The 17,535-nt window shown below is 73.4% G+C and carries 18 protein-coding genes and 1 riboswitch; of the genes, 8 read left to right on the forward strand and 10 right to left on the reverse strand.

What is annotated here, in order from left to right; translation table 11 throughout:
- Positions 1 to 146: 146 nt before the first annotated feature.
- From AB0A94_RS00705 to AB0A94_RS00715, 3 genes are read right to left on the reverse strand one after another with little or no spacing between them, the layout of a single operon-like run.
- Positions 147 to 941 carry a polysaccharide deacetylase family protein gene (locus AB0A94_RS00705; protein WP_361736735.1) on the reverse strand — a complete coding sequence of 265 codons (795 nt, stop codon included), beginning with the start codon at positions 939 to 941 and terminating at the stop codon, positions 147 to 149.
- Positions 938 to 2,224 carry a glycosyltransferase gene (locus AB0A94_RS00710; protein ID WP_361736738.1) on the reverse strand — a complete coding sequence of 429 codons (1,287 nt, stop codon included), beginning with the start codon at positions 2,222 to 2,224 and terminating at the stop codon, positions 938 to 940. The genes AB0A94_RS00705 and AB0A94_RS00710 overlap by 4 nt, the downstream gene beginning before the upstream one ends.
- 16 nt (positions 2,225 to 2,240) lie before the next feature.
- Entirely contained in the window at positions 2,241 to 3,326 is a 1,086-nt protein-coding gene (locus AB0A94_RS00715) for a GNAT family N-acetyltransferase (protein WP_361736741.1), read from the reverse strand.
- A gap of 207 nt (positions 3,327 to 3,533) precedes the next feature.
- Here AB0A94_RS00715 and AB0A94_RS00720 point away from each other — a divergent pair, with 207 nt between their 5' ends.
- Complete coding sequence (locus tag AB0A94_RS00720; protein ID WP_361736744.1) at positions 3,534 to 4,406, forward strand: HAD family hydrolase; 873 nt, start codon at positions 3,534 to 3,536, stop codon at positions 4,404 to 4,406.
- Here AB0A94_RS00720 and AB0A94_RS00725 read toward each other — a convergent pair.
- Positions 4,370 to 4,849, reverse strand: a complete 480-nt coding sequence (locus tag AB0A94_RS00725) for a transglycosylase SLT domain-containing protein (RefSeq protein WP_361736747.1) — start codon at positions 4,847 to 4,849, stop codon at positions 4,370 to 4,372. The genes AB0A94_RS00720 and AB0A94_RS00725 overlap by 37 nt on opposite strands.
- Before the next feature lie 5 nt (positions 4,850 to 4,854).
- Positions 4,855 to 5,023, reverse strand: a riboswitch (cyclic di-AMP (ydaO/yuaA leader).
- Positions 5,024 to 5,594: 571 nt separating this feature from the next.
- On the opposite strand from AB0A94_RS00725, the gene AB0A94_RS00730 reads away from it, so the two are divergent.
- The 5 genes from AB0A94_RS00730 (at position 5,595) to AB0A94_RS00750 (ending at position 10,596) form a co-directional block, all read left to right on the forward strand.
- Complete coding sequence (locus AB0A94_RS00730) at positions 5,595 to 6,605, forward strand: polyprenyl synthetase family protein (RefSeq protein WP_361736750.1); 1,011 nt, start codon at positions 5,595 to 5,597, stop codon at positions 6,603 to 6,605.
- Positions 6,606 to 6,847: 242 nt separating this feature from the next.
- Positions 6,848 to 8,068, forward strand: coding sequence for a DUF2092 domain-containing protein (locus AB0A94_RS00735; protein ID WP_361736753.1), 1,221 nt, complete (start codon positions 6,848 to 6,850; stop codon positions 8,066 to 8,068).
- A 49-nt stretch (positions 8,069 to 8,117) separates the two neighbouring features.
- Positions 8,118 to 9,098, forward strand: a complete 981-nt coding sequence (locus AB0A94_RS00740) for an ABC transporter ATP-binding protein (protein WP_361736756.1) — start codon at positions 8,118 to 8,120, stop codon at positions 9,096 to 9,098.
- The gene (locus AB0A94_RS00745; protein ID WP_361736759.1) at positions 9,085 to 9,957 is read left to right on the forward strand and encodes an ABC transporter permease; all 873 of its coding nucleotides are present in this window, start codon (positions 9,085 to 9,087) and stop codon (positions 9,955 to 9,957) included. Before AB0A94_RS00740 ends, AB0A94_RS00745 begins: the two co-directional genes overlap by 14 nt.
- 45 nt (positions 9,958 to 10,002) lie before the next feature.
- Positions 10,003 to 10,596 carry a hypothetical protein gene (locus tag AB0A94_RS00750; RefSeq protein ID WP_361736762.1) on the forward strand — a complete coding sequence of 198 codons (594 nt, stop codon included), beginning with the start codon at positions 10,003 to 10,005 and terminating at the stop codon, positions 10,594 to 10,596.
- Positions 10,597 to 10,609: 13 nt separating this feature from the next.
- Here AB0A94_RS00750 and AB0A94_RS00755 read toward each other — a convergent pair whose 3' ends face one another.
- The 3 genes from AB0A94_RS00755 to AB0A94_RS00765 form a co-directional block, all read right to left on the reverse strand.
- Positions 10,610 to 11,194 (reverse strand): NAD(P)H-dependent oxidoreductase, encoded by a 585-nt coding sequence (locus AB0A94_RS00755; RefSeq protein WP_361737525.1) that lies wholly within the window; start codon positions 11,192 to 11,194, stop codon positions 10,610 to 10,612.
- Positions 11,195 to 11,305: 111 nt separating this feature from the next.
- Positions 11,306 to 12,418 carry an amidase gene (locus AB0A94_RS00760; RefSeq protein ID WP_361736765.1) on the reverse strand — a complete coding sequence of 371 codons (1,113 nt, stop codon included), beginning with the start codon at positions 12,416 to 12,418 and terminating at the stop codon, positions 11,306 to 11,308.
- A gap of 95 nt (positions 12,419 to 12,513) precedes the next feature.
- Complete coding sequence (locus AB0A94_RS00765) at positions 12,514 to 13,008, reverse strand: DUF6668 family protein (protein ID WP_361736768.1); 495 nt, start codon at positions 13,006 to 13,008, stop codon at positions 12,514 to 12,516.
- A gap of 180 nt (positions 13,009 to 13,188) precedes the next feature.
- Here AB0A94_RS00765 and AB0A94_RS00770 point away from each other — a divergent pair, with 180 nt between their 5' ends.
- Positions 13,189 to 14,430, forward strand: a complete 1,242-nt coding sequence (locus tag AB0A94_RS00770; RefSeq protein WP_361736770.1) for a tetratricopeptide repeat protein — start codon at positions 13,189 to 13,191, stop codon at positions 14,428 to 14,430.
- A 27-nt stretch (positions 14,431 to 14,457) separates the two neighbouring features.
- Here the strand turns inward: AB0A94_RS00770 and AB0A94_RS00775 are convergent, their stop codons facing one another.
- The 3 genes from AB0A94_RS00775 to AB0A94_RS00785 all read right to left on the reverse strand — a co-directional run bounded on the left by AB0A94_RS00775 (position 14,458) and on the right by AB0A94_RS00785 (position 17,052).
- Positions 14,458 to 14,931: a VOC family protein gene (locus AB0A94_RS00775; RefSeq protein WP_361736773.1), complete on the reverse strand. Its 474-nt coding sequence runs from the start codon at positions 14,929 to 14,931 to the stop codon at positions 14,458 to 14,460.
- Positions 14,932 to 14,970: 39 nt separating this feature from the next.
- Entirely contained in the window at positions 14,971 to 16,035 is a 1,065-nt protein-coding gene (gene rarD, locus AB0A94_RS00780) for an EamA family transporter RarD (protein ID WP_361736776.1), read from the reverse strand.
- Positions 16,036 to 16,197: 162 nt separating this feature from the next.
- Complete coding sequence (locus AB0A94_RS00785; RefSeq protein ID WP_361736779.1) at positions 16,198 to 17,052, reverse strand: SDR family oxidoreductase; 855 nt, start codon at positions 17,050 to 17,052, stop codon at positions 16,198 to 16,200.
- Between the two features lie 99 nt (positions 17,053 to 17,151).
- On the opposite strand from AB0A94_RS00785, the gene AB0A94_RS00790 reads away from it, so the two are divergent.
- Complete coding sequence (locus AB0A94_RS00790) at positions 17,152 to 17,532, forward strand: helix-turn-helix domain-containing protein (protein ID WP_361736781.1); 381 nt, start codon at positions 17,152 to 17,154, stop codon at positions 17,530 to 17,532.
- The last annotated feature ends 3 nt before the right edge of the window (positions 17,533 to 17,535 follow it).

The raw sequence follows: 17,535 nt of genomic DNA on the forward strand, positions 1-17,535 counted from the left end.
CCCTCCCCCGGACCGAGTATAGGAATTACCTCTGTTTTTCACACCAAAAACGTCGAACCCGCCCGCGGACCGGCAGCCGCCCGACAGCTCGTGTGCGGCCCGGCCCGTCCCGGCCCGTCCCGCGCGCATTCCGGCCCGTCCCCCGGTCAGCCGGCGAAGGAGGGGCCGCGCAGGACGGCGCGGGCCCGGCGGTACCACCGCCAGCCGACGGTCTGCGGCCCGTCCCGGTAGGGGGCGGTCCGCGCGCCGTCGCCCGCCAGCCAGGCCGCCACGTCGGCGACGGTGTGGCCGCGGCGGACGATCAGCCGGGCGATGCGGTAGCGCTCGTCCCGGTCCGAGCTGAACGCGTGCCGCACGGCGGTCGCCGTCTCGTAACCGGCGCGGGAGGCCATGGCGCGCACCCGGGGGCTGTTGTAGCCGTGCGGATAGGCGAGGTGGGGGACGGGGTGGCCGAGGGCGTCCTCCAGCACGGCCTTGGAGTCGAGCAGTTCGGCGCGCAGCCGCCCGGTGGTCAGGGTGTCGAGCTGGGCATGGGTGACCGTGTGGCTGCCGATCTCCATGCCGGAACGTTCCAGCTCCACCGCCCGGTCCAGGGTCATCATCGGGGCGGGCGGCAGCAGACTGCGGCCGCCCGGGGCGATGGCGCCGGTGGTGAGGTACGCGGTGGCGGGCAGCGCGCGTTCGGCCAGGGCGTCGGCGGTGGGGCCGGGCAGGTCGGCGAAGCCGTCGTCGAAGGTGAGCAGCACCGGCCGGGGCGGCAGCGGGGCCCGGCCGGTGAGGTGCCCGGCGAGGGCGCTGATGGTGACGGGCGTGCGGCCGCTGTCCACGACGGCGTCGAGGTGGGCCGCGAACTCCTTGGGCGTGACGGTGAACTCGGCGATCCAGTCCGGCGGATCGTCCATGACGGCGTGGTAGAGGAAGACGGGTATGGCCGCGGTCATCCCCTCCCCCTCCCCGGTGCCCGCCGCGCCCGCAGATATCCGAGCGGCCCGTACAGCATTCCCCTGCGCTGCAGCCGCGACAGCCGGCGCGGCCAGGGGTGGGTGCGGGTGTCGTGCGCGCCCGGAGCGCCGCCGCCGTCCGTGTCGCGCACCTCGGTCAGCGCGCGGGCGTGCGCGAGGCCGCGCGGCAGCCGGGCGAGGAACGCCGGCAGCAGCGCGGGCCGGTTGACCAGGATCGCGGTGAGGTAGGCGGTGAGGCCGGCGCCGTAGCCGTACGCCTGGGTCTCCAGGTCGGCCCAGGTCTCCCGGTGGTGGTGCCACACCAGCGCCTGCGGCGTGTAGTGGAGCCGGTGCCCCTGGGCGAGGACGCGGACGAACCCGTACAGGTCGTCGCCGCCCCGGGCGGGCGTCCCGGCGCCGGTGGCCGGGTCGAAGCCGCCGACGGCACGCAGCACGTCCGTGCGGAAGGCCATGTTCGCGCCGGAGCCGAAGCGGCCCGCGGTGAAGGGGAACAGCGGCTCGTCGCGGGGCGGGTCCTGGGGGTCGTACGTCGTCGGCGTGAAGCCCTTCGCGAAGCCGCCGTGGCCCTCCAGCAGGACCTGGGCCGGGGTGCGCAGCCGGGCGGGCAGGATCAGGCCGGTGGCGCAGCCGAGCCGGGGGTCGGCGGCGAAGGGCGCGGTGAGTTCGGTGAGCCAGCGGGGGTCGGCGACCACGTCGTCGTCGGTGAACGCGATCACCTCGCCCCGCGCCACCGCCAGCCCCCTGTTGTGCGCGACGGCGAGTCCGGGGACCGGCTCGCACACGTACCGCACCCGCTCGCCGTACTTGCGTTCCACCAGCTCACGGGTCTCGCCGGTCACGGGCGCGTTGTCGACGACGACGACCTCGAACCGCGGGTGCTCCTGCGCGAGCAGCGAGTCCAGCGCCCGGGCGAGCTGCCCGGCCCGCTCCCGGGTGGCCACGACGACCGAGGCGTACGGCGGCTCCCCGCCGCCCCCCACCGCCACGGTCCCCGGCGCCACGGCCTCCACCACCACCCCGGTGGCCGCCTCCGTCAGCACCGCCCGCGGGTCCGCGCCCTCCGGTACCCGTGCCAGCAGTGTCCCCACCGGGCGGCCTGCCCGTCTGACCAGCAGGAACACCTCTCCGTGGGTCACCGGCGGGCTGCCCGGGCCGGGTCTCAGCACGGCCTCGGCGCCGTCCAGGTCCAGTTCGGCGACCTGCACCGCGCCGATGGCCAGGAAGCGCCGGATCTCCTCCTGCGTACGCGCTCTTCGGAACACCTGTCCTCCCCCCTCCTCACGACCGGCGCAGCCGTGCCGCGCCCTTCAGGGTCCGCGCCGCCAGCGCCGCCAGACGCGGACGGGCGCGGACGAAACCGTGCGCGCGCCGCGCGGGTTCGCGGCTCAGCCAGTGCAGCGCGGCGCCCGCGCCCGGACGGGTCGCCGCCCCCTCGTAGACGGCGAGTTCGCCGGTCTTCAGCGAGTCCTTGTACTCGGCCGGACCGCGCCCCAGGTCGAGCATCCCGATGCCCTCGGCCGCCGCCGCCTCGGCCATCCGCAGATGCAGCACGAGACCGGGCGAGTACTTCGCGAACTCCGGGTCGTACGCCGGGAACCAGCAGGCCAGGACGGACGCCGACCGCAGCCCGAAGTGCGCGGCGACGGGGCGGTCCCCGACGTACAGGACCGACAGGGTGCCCGTGCACTGGGCGGCCCGGGTCCCGGCGAGCCGGTCCACGAGCCGGGCGATCCACTCCCGCGCGAACCGGTCGCGCCGCCCGGTCCTGCGGTACTGCGCCGACTTCCACCCCATCAGCGCGCGCAGCACGGCCGGGTCGCGCTCGTCGAAGACGAACCGCACGGCTCCGGCCCGGCGGCCCAGCCTGCGCTCCTTGGCCAGCGTGGTCTTCAGGAACTTCGGCGACCGGGCGCGCAGCACCGACTCGTACGCCTCGTAGCCCTTCTCCACGTCGATGACGTACGTGGCGTGCTCCTCGGCCGCGTACGGCACGAACAGCTCCTGGCCGGCCTCCAGGTTGTCGAAGGCGAAGCTCGACACCGAGCAGGCCCGCAGCAGTTCACCCGTCTCCGGGGCGGCACCGGGGGCCAGGACCGCGCCCTGGCAGTCCGACACCCCGAGCGCGATCGCCCGGCCCTGCCCCAGCACCCCCCGCTCGTACGGCAGGAAGCCCGCGGGCTGCCCGCCCGCGTACAGCACGGCGATCCGGGCCCGCGGCCGCACCCGGGCCGCGGCGATGCTGAACTCCGGTTCCATGAACGGGTTGCGCGGTGCGTCCGTCGCGGCGCGCAGTTCCCGCCAGCGCTCCCGTTCCCCCTCGCCGAGCTCCTCGGGCCTCAGCACGCGCACGCGTCCACTGCTCACCTGACCCCCCGATCAAGTCCCCCCTGGACTCCTGGAAGGTACCGCCCGGGACCGGGCGGACGGTAGATAGCGGACCATGTTCTTGCCAAACGGGGAAAGAGTCCTGAACCGGTCCTTACCCGGCGTCGAGAGAAGGGGAACCGCACCGAAAGCGAACGCAAACGGGCGCGGTGAATCGGACCGTCGGCTTGTCCGTATTCTCTGATCATGGCCGCACCCACCGATTGTTCGCTCATCGCCACCGACCTGGACGGGACGCTGCTGCGCGGCGACGACACCCTCTCCGACCGGTCCCTCGCCGCGCTCGCGCGTGCGGAGCGGGCCGGCGCGCGGCACCTCGTGGTGACGGGGCGCCCGGCCCCCAGAGTGCGGCCGCTCCTGGACGACCTCGGCTGCACGGGGCTCGCGGTGTGCGGGCAGGGCGCGCAGGTGTACGACGCCGGCGCGGACCGGCTGCTGTGGTCCGTGACGCTGGACCGGGAACTGGCGGAGACCGCGCTCGGCAAGATCGAGGCCGAGGTGGGGGAGGTGTACGCCGCGGTCGACCAGGACGGGGTCGACGGGCTGACGCTGATCGAGCCCGGCTATCTGATGCCGCACCCGACCCTGCCCGCGGTGCGGATCGAGCGGCGCGGGGAGCTGTGGGACCGGCCGATCAGCAAGGTGCTGCTGCGCCACCCGGACCTGTCCGACGACGCGTTGGCGGCGGCGGCCCGGTCGGTGGTCGGTTCACTGGCCACGGTCACCATGTCGGGGCCGGGCACCGTGGAGCTCCAGCCGTGCGGGGTGACCAAGGCCACGGGACTGGCGCTGGCCGCCGAGCACCTGGGGCTGAGCCCGGCGCGGACGGTCGCCTTCGGCGACATGCCGAACGACATCCCCATGTTCGACTGGGCGGCCCACGGCGTCGCCATGGCCAACGCGCATCCCGAACTGAAGGCGGTGGCGGACGAGGTCACCACGTCGAACGAGGACGACGGCGTGGCCGTCGTCCTCGAGCGACTGTTCGGCGGGGCGAGGACGCTCGCCCGTCAGCGGGTGGCTCAGTACGCGCCGAAGACGTTGTCGATGGAGCCGTAGCGGTCGGCGGCGTAGTTGCAGGCCGCCGTGATGTTCGCGACCGGGTCGTACGGGTCGAAGGCGGTGCCGGGCACGTGGTAGGCCGCGAAGGTCGGGTCGATGACCTGCAGCAGGCCCTTCGAGGGGGTGCCCTTGGCGGCGTTGGAGTCCCAGTTGTTGATGGCGTACGGGTTGCCGGAGGACTCGCGCATGATGTTGCGGTGGATGGCGTCGTAGCTGCCGGGGATGCCGTGCTGCGCCATGATGTCCAGCGACTCGCGGATCCAGCCGTCGAGGTTGTCCGGGTACGCCGTCGCGGGGGCGGCAGCGGTCGTCGTCGGCTCGGTGGTGGCCGCGGCGGCGCCGGTGGCGCCGAACAGCGGCAGGGCGACCACGGCGACGCCGGTGCCGGCGACGGCGAGGGAGCGGACGAGGCGGCGGCGGTGCTGACCGAAAGCAGGCATGTCTGGGTTCCTCTCCTACGCCTGCGAGGTGAGCTGTCGGGTTCGGGCGGGAGAGTGCCCGGCCGTGCCCCTGCGGGCATGGCTTCACCCCTAGCCGTTCCGGCGCGTGTCCGGTCCGGCGGCTTACCTGGGTCCCCCGCTCCTGCCGTTCTGAGTGATCGTCGTGGGTTGATGCGGGCGGCGGCAGGATTAGGCGTCCACCCGGCAGGCCCGGAACGTATGCGAGAGCACATGTCGGGAACAAGTGCGGATCTCACACAAGGCGCCGTTTGATCTTGCAATGGGTGTTTTGGGATGCTTGATCCTTTGCGAGTGCCAAGGGTCAACTCGGTGCCCTGGAAAGGGAGAAGGCGGGTGGCGGCCGGTGGTGGGGGTGCCGGGTCGCGCGTGACCCACTTCACTGGGGGTCGCCGGTGAGCGCATTTTTCGCCAAGGGGAATTCGCTCAGCATTTGCGGCAAATCGGACGCCGGGACGGGCAGGATGGTCCGCGTGATGGGTCGCGGCCCGGGAGGCGGGCCGGGGGCCGGGTCGAGGAGTGGATCGCCGCCTCCGGGAAAGTCGGAGAATGTCCGTTGTTATCGAATGGTCAAAAGCACTCCGCTCCTGCTCCCGTACCGCCCTGCCCGTAACCCCGGGCGCTGACGGTGATCGAAACGTGACCGGATACGCTGACTTGAGTGAAGGCAGCGACCTATCGACATTCCGTGTAATCGCCAGTGGACACCAGCAGACAGGAGACCCTCGTGACCGTCGTCGGGCCGTTCGGGCTGAGCGTGCGGGACCAGGCTCTGGAAGCCGATGTCCAGGCCGGAATGGCGGCTGTCGAGGAAGGGCTGCTCGAGGCCACCAAGAGTGAGGTCCCCTTCATCACGGGAGCCGCCCAGCACCTGGTGCGGGCCGGCGGCAAGAGGTTCCGTCCGCTGCTGGTGATGCTCGCCGCCCAGTTCGGCGACCCCTACGCGCCCGGTGTCGTGCCCTCGGCCGTGGTGGTGGAGCTCACCCACCTGGCCACGCTGTACCACGACGACGTGATGGACGAGGCCGAGGTGCGGCGCGGCGTCGACAGCGCGAACGCCCGCTGGGGCAACTCCGTCGCGGTCCTCACCGGGGACTTCCTCTTCGCGCGGGCCTCGCACATCCTGGCCGACCTCGGTCCTGAGGCCGTGCGGGTGCAGGCCGAGGCGTTCGAGCGGCTGGTCACCGGGCAGATCCTGGAGACCGCGGGACCGCAGGACGGCCGCGACCCGGTCGACCACTACCTCGACGTGCTCGGCGGCAAGACCGGCTCGCTGGTCGCCGTCGCCTGCCGGTTCGGCGCGATGATGTCCGGGGCCGAGGAGGCGGTCGTGGACGTGCTGACCCAGTACGGCGAGCGGCTCGGCGTCGCCTTCCAGCTCGCCGACGACGTCCTGGACATCGCCTCCGACTCCCACGAGTCCGGCAAGACCCCCGGCACCGACCTGCGTGAGGGCATCGCCACCCTGCCCGTGCTGCGGCTGCGCGAACGGGCGGCCCGGCTGGGTCTCGCCGACGACGTCGCCCTGTGCGAACTGCTCGACTCCGACCTCACCGACGACGCCCGGCACGCCGAGGCGCTGCGGCTGCTGCGCGTCCACCCCGCGCTGGAGCAGGCCCGCCGGGACACCGTGCGCTACGCCGAGGAGGCGCGCGCGGCGCTGGTCCCGCTGCGGGAGTGCGAGGCGAAGGCGGCGCTCGTGCAGCTGTGCGACGCGGTGGTGCACCGCGCGGGCTGAGCCGGCCCGGACTCCTCCGCGACCCCTACGGGGCGGGGGAGGAAACCGCCCTCCGTGTCATACCCCAGCAGTACGTGGAGTTGCGTCCGGGGTCTGACGAATCCGCCTGCCGGATTTGGTCAGATGGACCACGACGGACAACACCACTTCTCACCGGTTCGGGTGAGAATGGCGGCTCAGGGTGAGACTGGTGCGAGGACACGAGACGAAAAGCCGCCGCCGACCACGGAGGTAGGGCACACATGGCACCGTACGAATCCGACGACACGACGACCGCGGGGGAGGCCGGCGAGCCGCGCACGCGACGGCGCAGGGCCGCGCGGTACGTCGTCCCGGTCACGGTGATGGGAGTGGCGGCCGCGACCATCGGGCTCGTCCCCGCGATCGCCGACTCCGGCGACCCCGATCTGCCGGAGATCACCGCAGCGCAGCTGATAGAGAAGATCGCGAAGTCGGACGTCGAGCGGCTGTCCGGCACCGTGAAGATCACCACGGACCTCGGTCTGCCGGACCTCGGCGGACTGGAGAGCAGCCTCACGTCGGGCGCCGCGGGGCGGGGCGAGGACGGCGGCTCCTCGGCCGACCCGTCCGCCAAGCTCACCGAACTGGCGTCCGGCACGCACACCCTGCGCGTCGCGGTCGACGGCCCGGACCGGCAGAAGGTGTCGCTCCTGGAGAACGCCGCAGAGTACAGCCTGATCCACGACGGCGAGGACGTCTGGGGCTACGACAGCGCGTCCAACGAGGTCTACCACGGCACCGTCGACGCCTCCGGCGAGGAGCGTGAGCAGCGGCCTCCGGCCACCCCGAAGGACTTCGCCGAGGAGGCGCTGAAGTCGGTCGACGACACCACGTCCGTGACCGTCGACGGCACCGCCCAGGTGGCCGGCCGGGACGCGTACCGGCTGGTCGTCAAGCCCAGGCAGTCCGGCTCCACGGTCGGCGCGATCAGCATCGCGGTCGACCACAGGACCGGTATGCCGCTGAAGTTCACGCTCACCCCGGCGAGCGGCGGCGCGGCCGTCGTGGACGTCGGCTTCACCGAGGTGAGCTTCGACAAGCCGGCCGCGTCGACGTTCGAGTTCACCCCGCCCAAGGGCGCCGAGGTGACCGAGGACGGCGAACTCGACCACGGCCGGGAGCACTCCGGGAAGCCGGAGCGGGCCCCCAAGTCGGAGGAGGACCTGGCCGAGGGACTCGACGGGCTGAAGATGCTCGGCGAGGGCTGGAACTCCGTCGCCGTCTTCGACACCGGCGGCCAGGGCGGCCTGCCCACCGGCGAGGCCGGCGGTGACCTCGGCGGCTTCCTCGGCTCGCTCGGCGACCAGGTCAAGGGCGACTTCGGCACCGGCACGGTGTTCAGCACCCGCCTGGTGAACGCCCTGATCACCGAGGACGGCAAGGTCTACGTGGGCACCGTCACCAAGGACGCGCTCGTGAAGGCGGCCGACGCGGGGAAGTAAGGCCCCAGGGCCTTACGACGCGACGACGTGACAGGGAACGGGGGAGCCGATGGGCGAGGCGTCCGCCACGAAGCCGGAAGGTGACGGCGCGGATGCGGGTGACGGCGTCATCGCCACCCGCGCGCTCACCAAGCGCTACCGCGGCGGACAGCTCGCCGTCGACGGTCTGCACCTGACCGTCCCGGCGGGCAGCGTCTTCGGCTTCCTCGGCCCCAACGGCTCCGGCAAGACCACCACCATCCGCATGCTGATGGGCCTGATCGAACCGACCTCCGGCACGGCGCACGTCCTGGGGCGCCCCATGCCGCGCTCCGCGCGCGCCGTGCTGCCCCACGTCGGCGCCCTCATCGAGGGCCCGGCCCTGTACGGCTTCCTCTCCGGCCGGGACAACCTCCTGCGCTACGACGCCGCCGACCCGACCGCGGACCCGCGCACCCGGCGCGCCCGCGTCGCCGCCGCCCTGGACCGGGTGGGCCTCACGGCCGCGGCCGGCAAGAAGGCGAAGGCGTACTCCCTCGGCATGAAGCAGCGCCTCGGCCTCGCGGCCGCCCTGCTCCAGCCGCGCCGGCTGCTCGTCCTGGACGAGCCGACCAACGGCCTCGATCCGCAGGGCATGCGGGAGATCCGCACGCTCGTCCGCGAGTTGGCCTCGGACGGCACCACCGTCTTCCTCTCCTCACACCTGCTCGACGAGATCGAGCAGGTGTGCACGCACGCCGCCGTGATGGCCCGGGGCCGGCTGATCACCCAGGGCCCGGTCGCCGACCTGGCCGCGGGCGCCCGGGGCCGGCTGGTGGTGACCACACCGGACCCGGCGGACGCGGCCAGGGTGCTCAAGGAACAGGGGGTCGCCGATGTCGTCGTGGACGGGGAGCGGGTGACCGGCGAGCCGCCCGGGCGCGACCTCGCCGAGGTGAACGCCGCACTTGTCGCCGCCGGTGTCCGGGTGCGCGGTTTCGGGGTCGAGCGGGCCTCGCTGGAGGACGCGTTCGTGGCGCTGACCGGGGAGGGCTTCGATGTCGCAGGCTGAAACGGTGCGGAGGGTGAGCCCGTTGTGGACCCTCGGGCTGCTGCGCAGCGAGCTGCTCACCACCTTCCGGCGCTGGCGCACCCTCGCCCTGCTCGGGGTGCTGGCGGCCGTACCGGTCCTGGTCGGCATCGCCGTACGGATCGAGACCGGTGACGGCTCGTCGGCCGGTGGCGGGGGCGGCGGGGGAGGACCGGCGTTCATCTCGCAGATCACCAACAACGGCCTGTTCCTGGTCTTCACCGCGCTCGCCGCCACGCTGCCGTTCTTCCTGCCCATGGCGATCGGGGTCGTCGCGGGCGACGCGATCGCCGGCGAGGCGAACGCCGGCACCCTGCGCTACCTCCTGGTCGCCCCCGCCGGGCGGAGCCGCCTGCTGCTCACCAAGTACGCGACGGTCATGGTCTTCTGCCTGGTCGCCACCCTCGTGGTCGCCGTATCGGCGCTGATCACCGGCGCGCTGCTGTTCCCGCTGGGTGACCTCACGACCATTTCGGGCACCCGGATCGGCTTCGGCGAGGGACTGGCCAGAGCCCTGCTCATCGCCCTGGTCGTCGCCGTGTCACTGATCGGGGTGGCGGCGCTCGGCCTGTTCGTCTCCACGCTGACCAACAGCGGCATCGCGGCGATGGCGACCACGGTCGGGCTGCTGATCACGGTCCAGATCCTCGACCAGATCCCGCAGCTGCACGCCCTGCACCCCTATCTCTTCTCCCACTACTGGCTGTCCTTCGCCGACCTGATGCGCGAACCGGTCTACTGGGACGACCTGACGAAGAACCTCGGCCTCCAGGTCCTCTACGCGGCCGTGTTCGGCTCGGCGGCGTGGGCGCGGTTCACGGCGAAGGACATCACCGCGTAGAAATGCGCTGGCCCGGGCGGGCCGGGGCGTGTGACGGTTCGGTCCATGGGCAATTCACGGGCGTACCCCGTCCTGCGGACCACCGACGCGGCCGAGGCGTACCGGCAGGCCAGGCGGCTGTGCGCGCTGCTGGAGCACATCGACGACAGGGTCTGGCTCTTCTCCGAGATGCGGACGCCCGGGGAAGCGCGCCGGATGGCCGAGATCGTCCCCGGGGCCGATTTTGACTACGTGGACGCGCGCACCGATCCGGCGACCGGTGACTTCCTTTCCTTCGACCTCGACGTGACGCAACTGGACGACGCCGGACTCCGGGAGCATCTGCCGCTGAGCTTTCTGGAGGACGTCGGGCGCGGGGACGTCGAGGAGCGATTCCTGGCCGCTCTGGGCGAGAGCACGGCGGCCATCGAATGGAACGGCCGCTGGCCGGACGACCCGGAGATCGACTCCCACGGGCACTGGAACTACGACGGGGTCCAGATCGTGTTCCACGGCGACGAGGCGCAGTACGGCGACAAGTGGACCGAGGGCCACACCGTCTTCGTCCACGTGACCAAGCACGGTGACCTCGAACGTGCTCAGAAGCTCGCCGCCCACATCGGCAGCGAGGTCCTGGGCGAGGAACAGCTCGGCTGGTGAGGCGGCGCCGGTGTCAGCCGGCCTCGTACGGGAAGCGGGCGAGGGGCGCGTCCTGCGCGAAGAACGTCTTGGCCCGCGCCAGCGCCTCCGCGTCCTTCAGCACGTCACCCGGCTTGCTGCCGTTGCCGAGCAGCACCCCGCCGAAGCGCATCCCCAGGTACGCGGCCGAGTTGTTCAGCGTGCCGACCAGCGGGTCGGCGACCTCCGGCTCCTCGTGCGCGAGCGCGGTGACGCCCCACAGGGTGCGCCCCGCCATGGCCGCCTTGAAGTCCAGGCCGGGGGTGCGCAGCCAGCCCGACCAGTGGTCCAGGTAGCGCTTGGTCTGCGCGGACACCGAGTACCAGTACAGCGGCGAGGCGATCACCACGTCCGTCGCCGCGAGGGTGGCGTCGAGGAGCAGGGCGACGTCGCCCTCCGTGGGGCGGACGTGGTCGCTGTCGTGGCGCAGGTCCTCGAAGTCGGGCAGGGGGTGGGCGGTGAGGTCGATCCACCGCTGCTCCACGTCCGGGGGCAGTTGTTCGGCGGCCCGGCGGGCCAGCAGCTCGGTGTTTCCGTCAGGGCGGGCGCTGCCCAGGACGAAGAGGAAACGGCGGGCCATGGTCATCCCCCAGATGCTCGGCGTACGTCAATTACAGGCATCTGCATCATATGCGTGTGCATCTATATGTCAAAGGGGTGGCGCGGTTCCGGGCGTGGGGGAGCCGGTCGCTCAGCCGGTGTCGGTCGCCCCGTGCCGTTCCGCCTCCCGCGCCACCGCGAGCAGCAGGTCCTCCCGCCCGCGCGGCGCGACCAACTGGAGCCCCGCCGGGCAGCCGTCGGCGCCGAACCCGGCCGGGAGGCTCAGCGCGGGGTGCCCGCTGACGTTGAACGCCCAGGTGAGCGCGGTCGAGTAGACCTCGCCCGGACCGTCGTGGCCGTGCGGTGCGGTGGGCGCCGTGGGGGTGAGCAGCAGCCCGGCCCCGGCGAACAGGCGGTCCAGGCGCCGGTCGTTCTCCGCCCGGACGCGGTGGGCGTCGGCGAGATCGGCACCGGGGGTGCGCAGGGCGAGCCAGGCCGGGGCGGGGTCGAGGAGCTCCGGCGGCGACGAGGGCCGTACGAGCCGTACGACACCGGCGTCGACCAGCCGGCCGACCGCCGCCCGGGCCAGGGCGACGGGTTCCGCGTCGGGGCCGGCGAAGCCGAGGCCGGGGGACCAGCGGGCGGAGACGGGAAAGGGTGTCGGGTCCTCGTCGGCGGCGGGCCGCCCCGACACCACCCGCCACCAGGCCGCCGCGTCCGAGGCCGTGCGGGCGAGGACTCCGGGCGCGGCGAGGCCCGTACGGTCGGCCGAGGGAAGACGGCCGCCCGTGACCTTCAGCCCGACCACCCCGCACCACGCCGCCGGGATCCGCACCGAGCCCGCGCCGTCGCTGCCCGTCGCCAGGGGCACCAGCCCGGCCGCCACCGCCACGGCCGCCCCGGCCGAGGAGCCGCCCGGCGTACGGTCCGCCCGCCACGGGTTGACGGTACGGCCGTGCGCCCCGAGCCCCCAGGTCTGCCAGGGCGTTCCCGGGCCGGGCACCGACGTGGCCCCCACGGCGACACCGCCGGCCGCGAGCAGCGGCCCCGCCGCACGCAGCCCATGCCGCCCCTTGACCGCGACCGGCACCCCGGCCAGCGGCAGCCGCTCCCCGGCGGCGACCCGCGCGTCCACCTCGGCCGCCCGCCGCAGCGCCTCCTCGCCCCACACCTCGAGGAACGCGCACAGCACCGGATCGGCCCGCTCGATCCGCTCCAGCGCCTCCGCGACCACCTCCACGGCCCGCAGCCGCCTCCCGCGCACCGCGGAGGCGATCTCCTCGACCGAGGCGGACGCACGAGAGCCGTGTCCCCGGCCGTCCGGCGCACGGACCCCCGGGACCGGCCGCGGTTCCCCGCTCAGGGCAGCGCGCCCGTCAGGCGGGCCAGCGGCTCCGTCCCGCGGGGCGGCCGGCCGCTCAGGTCGCCCAGGCGCCACTCGTTCACCCAGGGCACGCGGTACACGTCGATCACCGACTCGACGCTCCGGAGCCGGTGGGCGAGGGGACGCGGCAACCGTCCCGGCGCGTCCGCCACCAGGACGACGGCGTCCAGCCGCAGCCCCTGCGGCGCCTCGCCGCGCCGGACCATGTCCACGGCCGGGACCACGGCGTCCAGACCGGCGGCATGGGTCCGGGCGACGAGCAGCACCGACGGCGGACCGGCGGGACCGGGCCAGGCGCGTCCGCTGTCATGACCGCCGTAGACCGCGGCGAGCGTGGAGACGCCCGCGCCGCCGTGCAGGCCGACCCAGGAGAAGCGGCGGGCCGCCGCCCGCGCGGGGGCGGGCTCCGGCGGGGCCGCCTCCGGCATCGCCACCGGTCCTCGGATCCAGATCTCCGGTCCCTGTTCCATGTCCCCTCTCCCGCTCGTCGCCTCGATTCTCCTGCTCCCCACCTCGGTCCTCATGCCGCCGGACGGGCGGGGAGCCGGCGCGGACGGCCGTTGGGACGAGCCTGTGACAACGCGGTGACGTGAGAAGCGCGGGCGAGCGGACAGACTCGACGACAGGTGTACGACCCGAATGAGGGAACGATGTCTCGACTCAGCCGCGAGAAGAAGCGGGAACAGCAGCAGGCCGCCCGTGCGGCGAACCTTGCGGCAGTGCCGATCGACGTCCGTGTCCCCGTGGGCGGGGCGGACGCGGGCCGGGCGTCGGTCGGCGGGGTGACGGTGATCGCGGGGCCCGGCGAGGAGATCCAGCAGGCGGTGCTGAACCGTCTCCACCGCATCGCCGTCGCCTCCGGTCACGCCGTCCTCGCCACCGTGCACGACGAGCGCCTCGGCTACGTCATTCCGCTCCAGGTCGACCCGGACGGCTCCAGCCACTTCACGGCGCGGCCCGCCCCGACGGCACCGGCGCAGGACCGGGAGCAGATGCGGGAGCCCGGTACGGAACGGCCGGCGCACTTCCCGCGCCCCGTGGCGCAACCGCAGGCGCAGGCGCAGGCACCGGCGGAGACGGCCGCGCGGCCGGACCCCGTACGGGACGCCGCCCCCACCTTCGCACTGCGCCCCGTCCCCGAGCCGAGGGCTCCCCGGGACGCCGTACCGACGTTCCGGCTGCGCGCCGTGCCCGAGTCGGCGGAGATCACGCCGCCCGGCACGGTCGCACCCCCGAGGGGCGAGTTCGGTCCGCCCCCGGCCATGGACGCGAGGCCGCACCCCTTCCCCGGGACGGACCGGCCCCGGACGCACGAGACCGCACCGCCCCCCGAGCCCGAGCCCGTGCTCGATCCCGATCCCAAGCCCACCCCGCCCCGGGGTTTCGACGCCGTGGCGGAGGCGGTGCTCGGTGACGAACCCCTCGCCGTCGGCGAGAGCCACCTCGCCGAACCCATGGCCCGGATCAACGACGCCGTCCGGGAGGGCAGGATCGACGCGGCGGCCCGGCTGGCCGAGGAGACCGTCACGGAGGCCTCGGGAAGCCTGGGCCCCGAGCACCCGGAGGTGCTGCGGCTGCGCGAACTCGCCGCGTACATCGCCTACCTGGCCGGTGAGCCGCTGCGCGCCTTCCGCGTCTCCCTCGACCTGGCCGTGATCTGCCGCCGCGCGGGGGACGCGGAGGCCGCCTACGGCAACGTCCGCAGCGCGGCGACCGCATGGCGCGCGGTGCGTGACCCGCTGCTCGGACTGGAACTCGGGCACGAGCTGATCGCCCTGTGGACCGAGCTCACCGCCGAGAACGGCCCCGCCGCCGACGAGATCGAGGAACTGGAGTCCGCCCGCGCCCGCATGGGCCGGCTGACCGAACGCGCCCGCACGCGGCAGACCTGAGCGGCCTCGCCGCACCCGGGGGTTCCCCTAGTGCAGGCAGAACTCGTTGCCTTCCGGATCGGCCATCAGCAGCCACCCTCCGGAAGGCTCCGCCACCCGCCGCAGCACCCGCGCGCCGAGCCCCTCCAGCCGGGCGAGCTCCTCCTCGCGGCGCCCCGCACCGGGGTGCAGGTCGAGGTGGAGCCGGTTCTTGACCGTCTTCTCCTCCGGTACGCGCTGGAAGAGCAGCCGCCGTCCACGGCCGGTGCCGCTCTCCTCCTCGTACGGGTCGTCGGGGTGCCGTACCGCCGCCAGGTCGCGCCAGGCCCGGCGGCCGTGGGACTCGACGGTCAGTTCGGCCGGGACGGCGCCCGCATCCAGCAGTCTCCCGATGAGCGCGCTGTTGTCCTCGACCACGTAGTGCAGGGCGGCGGCCCAGAAGTCGGCCTGCGCGTGCGGGTCGGCCGCGTCGATGACGACCTTCCAGTGCACGGGCGTGGGCGGTGTCGGTGTCTGCGTCATGCGACCAGTTATAGGGCGTCGCTCTGACAACGCCCGGCTCTACGGCCTGGCCTCCAGCCGGTCCGTCCGGGTCGCGGCGGGCACGCTCCCGGCGCGCACCGTGCTGGCGGCCGGCACGCTGTCCCCGGTCGGCACGCTGTCCCCGGTCGCCCCGGTCGCCCCGGTCGCCCCGGTCGCCCCGGTCGCCCCGGTCGCCCCGGCGAGCGCGCGGGCGGCCCGGCGGGCGGTGCGCAGGGCGTCCCAGGTGAGGAGGACGAGCGCCAGCCACACCAGGGCGAAACCGGCCCAGCGCTCGGGCGGCATGGCCTCCTTGAAGTAGAGGACGCCGAGCAGGAACTGGAAGACCGGCGCCAGGTACTGCAGCAGGCCCAGCGTGGACAGCGGCACGCGGATCGCGGCGGCGCCGAAGCAGACCAGGGGGAGCGCGGTGACGATGCCGGTCGCGGCGAGCAGCGCGGCGTGCCCGGCCCCTTCGGCGGCGAACGTGGAATCGCCCCGGGCGCCCAGCCACAGCAGGTAGCCGAGGGCGGGCAGGAACTGGATCGCGGTCTCGGCGGCCAGCGACTCGACGCCGCCGAGGTTGACCTTCTTCTTCACCAGTCCGTACGTGGCGAAGGAGAAGGCGAGACAGAGCGAGATCCACGGCGGCCGGCCGTAGCCGACGGTGAGGACGAGCACCGCCGCGGCGCCCACCCCGACCGCCGCCCACTGCACGGGTCGCAGGCGCTCCTTCAGCAGCAGCACGCCCATCGCGATCGTGACCAGCGGGTTGATGAAGTAGCCGAGGGAGGCCTCGACGACGTGCCCGGAGTTCACGGCCCAGATGTAGACGCCCCAGTTGACGGTGATGACCGCCGCGGCGACCGTGATCAGCGCCAGTTTGCGCGGCTGCCGCAGCAGCTCCCCGAGCCAGGCCCAGCGGCGTATGAGGAGCAGGGCGGCGGCCACGAAGAACAGTGACCAGACCATCCGGTGGGCCAGGATCTCCACCGCTCCGGCGGGCTTGAGCAGGGGCCAGAACAGCGGGACGAGCCCCCACATCCCGTACGCCGCGAAGCCGTTCAGCAGTCCTGTGCGCCGCTCTGCGGCCGGCTTCCCGGTCATGGGCCACTCCTCCGTGTCCGACGCGTGCCCTGTCTCCCGCGATGCCCGCCCACGCGCGCGGTGCTCGCCGGACGACGGTAACGCCGGACACCCCCGCGTGTCATGTCCGTACCGGCATACGGTCATGACGCGCGGGGGTGGCGGTCCCGGCGGCCCTCCGGATCAGCCCTTGAGGGCGACGGCGACGGCCTCGGCGAGCGGGGTGGTCGGGCGTCCGATCAGCCGGGACAGGTCGCCGCTGTCGACGACCAGCTCCCCCTTCTCGATCGAGACGTCCACGCCCGCGAGCACCGCGGCCAGCGGCTCGGGTACCCCGGCGCCGGCCAGGATGCCGGTGAGCGTCTCGGGCGTGACCGGGTTGTAGACGATCTCCCTGCCGGTCTGCCGGCTCAGCTCGGCCGCGTACTCGGCGAAGCTCCACGCCTCGTCGCCGCCCAGCTCGTACGTCTTGTTCTCGTGCCCCTCGCCGGTCAGCACGGCGACGGCGGCGGCCGCGTAGTCGGCCCGCGAGGCGGAGGAGATCCGGCCCTGGCCGGCGGCGGCGACGACCGCGTCGTGGGCGAGCACCGGAGCGAGGTTCTCGGTGTAGTTCTCGTGGTACCAGCCGTTGCGCAGCAGCGCGTACGGCACGCCCGAGTCCAGCAGCGCCTCCTCGGTGCCGCGGTGGTCGTCGGCGAGCGCGGCGGTCAGGGGGCCGGGGGCGCTGGTGTACGCGAGCAGGGCGACACCCGCGGCCTTCGCGGCGTCGATGACGATCCGGTGCTGGCCCACCCGGCCCTTGTCGAACTCGTTGCCGGAGATCAGCAGGACCTTGTCGCCGGACGCGAACAGCCCGTCGAAGGTCTCGGGGGTGTTGTAGTCGGCGACCGCGATCCGGACGCCGCGCCCGGCGAGGTCCGCCGCCTTCTCCGCGCTGCGGACGACGGCGGTGACCTGCTCGGCCGGAACCTTCTCCAGCAACTGCTCCACGACGTGACGGCCGAGGTGTCCGGTGGCGCCGGTGACGACGATGCTCATGGTGCGGAACTCCTGTGGGGATGTGTGTGCGGGTATGTCACTCACCCTAGGAGCTGCGCTAACTATTGGAAAGTGCCCACCTTGAAGTAAGGTACTGGCATGGCGGTAAGCGATGGTGCCGGGCGGAACGACGGCGAGGCGATGTGCCCGCACCGGCTGGTCCTGGAACACGTGACCAGCCGCTGGGGCGTGCTCGTGCTGATCCAGCTGCTGGAGCGCTCGTACCGCTTCAGCGAACTGCGCCGGGCGATCGGCAGGGTCAGCGAGAAGATGCTCACCCAGACCCTCCAGACCCTGGAGCGCGACGGCCTGGTCCACCGCGACGCCAAGCCGGTCATCCCGCCCCGCGTCGACTACTCCCTCACCGGCCTGGGCCGCGAGGCGGCCGAGCAGGTGCGCGACCTGGCGCTGTGGACCGAGAAGCGCATGGCCGACGTCCTCGCCGCCCGGCAGGCGTACGACGGGACCCGGGTGCCGTAGCGC

The organism is Streptomyces sp. NPDC044984 (assembly GCF_040646935.1).
Classification (GTDB): Bacteria; Actinomycetota; Actinomycetes; order Streptomycetales; family Streptomycetaceae; genus Streptomyces.

Bases quoted from the DNA above. Each gene is read 5' to 3' on its own strand.
- AB0A94_RS00705 (WP_361736735.1), bottom strand. From the start codon at position 941: ATGACCGCGGCCATACCCGTCTTCCTCTACCACGCCGTCATGGACGAT.
- AB0A94_RS00720 (WP_361736744.1), top strand. From the start codon at position 3,534: ATGGCCGCACCCACCGATTGTTCGCTCATCGCCACCGACCTGGACGGG.
- AB0A94_RS00725 (WP_361736747.1), bottom strand. From the start codon at position 4,849: ATGCCTGCTTTCGGTCAGCACCGCCGCCGCCTCGTCCGCTCCCTCGCC.
- AB0A94_RS00735 (WP_361736753.1), top strand. From the start codon at position 6,848: ATGGCACCGTACGAATCCGACGACACGACGACCGCGGGGGAGGCCGGC.
- AB0A94_RS00740 (WP_361736756.1), top strand. From the start codon at position 8,118: ATGGGCGAGGCGTCCGCCACGAAGCCGGAAGGTGACGGCGCGGATGCG.
- AB0A94_RS00745 (WP_361736759.1), top strand. From the start codon at position 9,085: ATGTCGCAGGCTGAAACGGTGCGGAGGGTGAGCCCGTTGTGGACCCTC.
- AB0A94_RS00750 (WP_361736762.1), top strand. From the start codon at position 10,003: ATGGGCAATTCACGGGCGTACCCCGTCCTGCGGACCACCGACGCGGCC.
- AB0A94_RS00755 (WP_361737525.1), bottom strand. From the start codon at position 11,194: ATGGCCCGCCGTTTCCTCTTCGTCCTGGGCAGCGCCCGCCCTGACGGA.
- AB0A94_RS00765 (WP_361736768.1), bottom strand. From the start codon at position 13,008: ATGGAACAGGGACCGGAGATCTGGATCCGAGGACCGGTGGCGATGCCG.
- AB0A94_RS00770 (WP_361736770.1), top strand. From the start codon at position 13,189: ATGTCTCGACTCAGCCGCGAGAAGAAGCGGGAACAGCAGCAGGCCGCC.
- AB0A94_RS00775 (WP_361736773.1), bottom strand. From the start codon at position 14,931: ATGACGCAGACACCGACACCGCCCACGCCCGTGCACTGGAAGGTCGTC.
- rarD (WP_361736776.1), bottom strand. From the start codon at position 16,035: ATGACCGGGAAGCCGGCCGCAGAGCGGCGCACAGGACTGCTGAACGGC.
- AB0A94_RS00785 (WP_361736779.1), bottom strand. From the start codon at position 17,052: ATGAGCATCGTCGTCACCGGCGCCACCGGACACCTCGGCCGTCACGTC.
- AB0A94_RS00790 (WP_361736781.1), top strand. From the start codon at position 17,152: ATGGCGGTAAGCGATGGTGCCGGGCGGAACGACGGCGAGGCGATGTGC.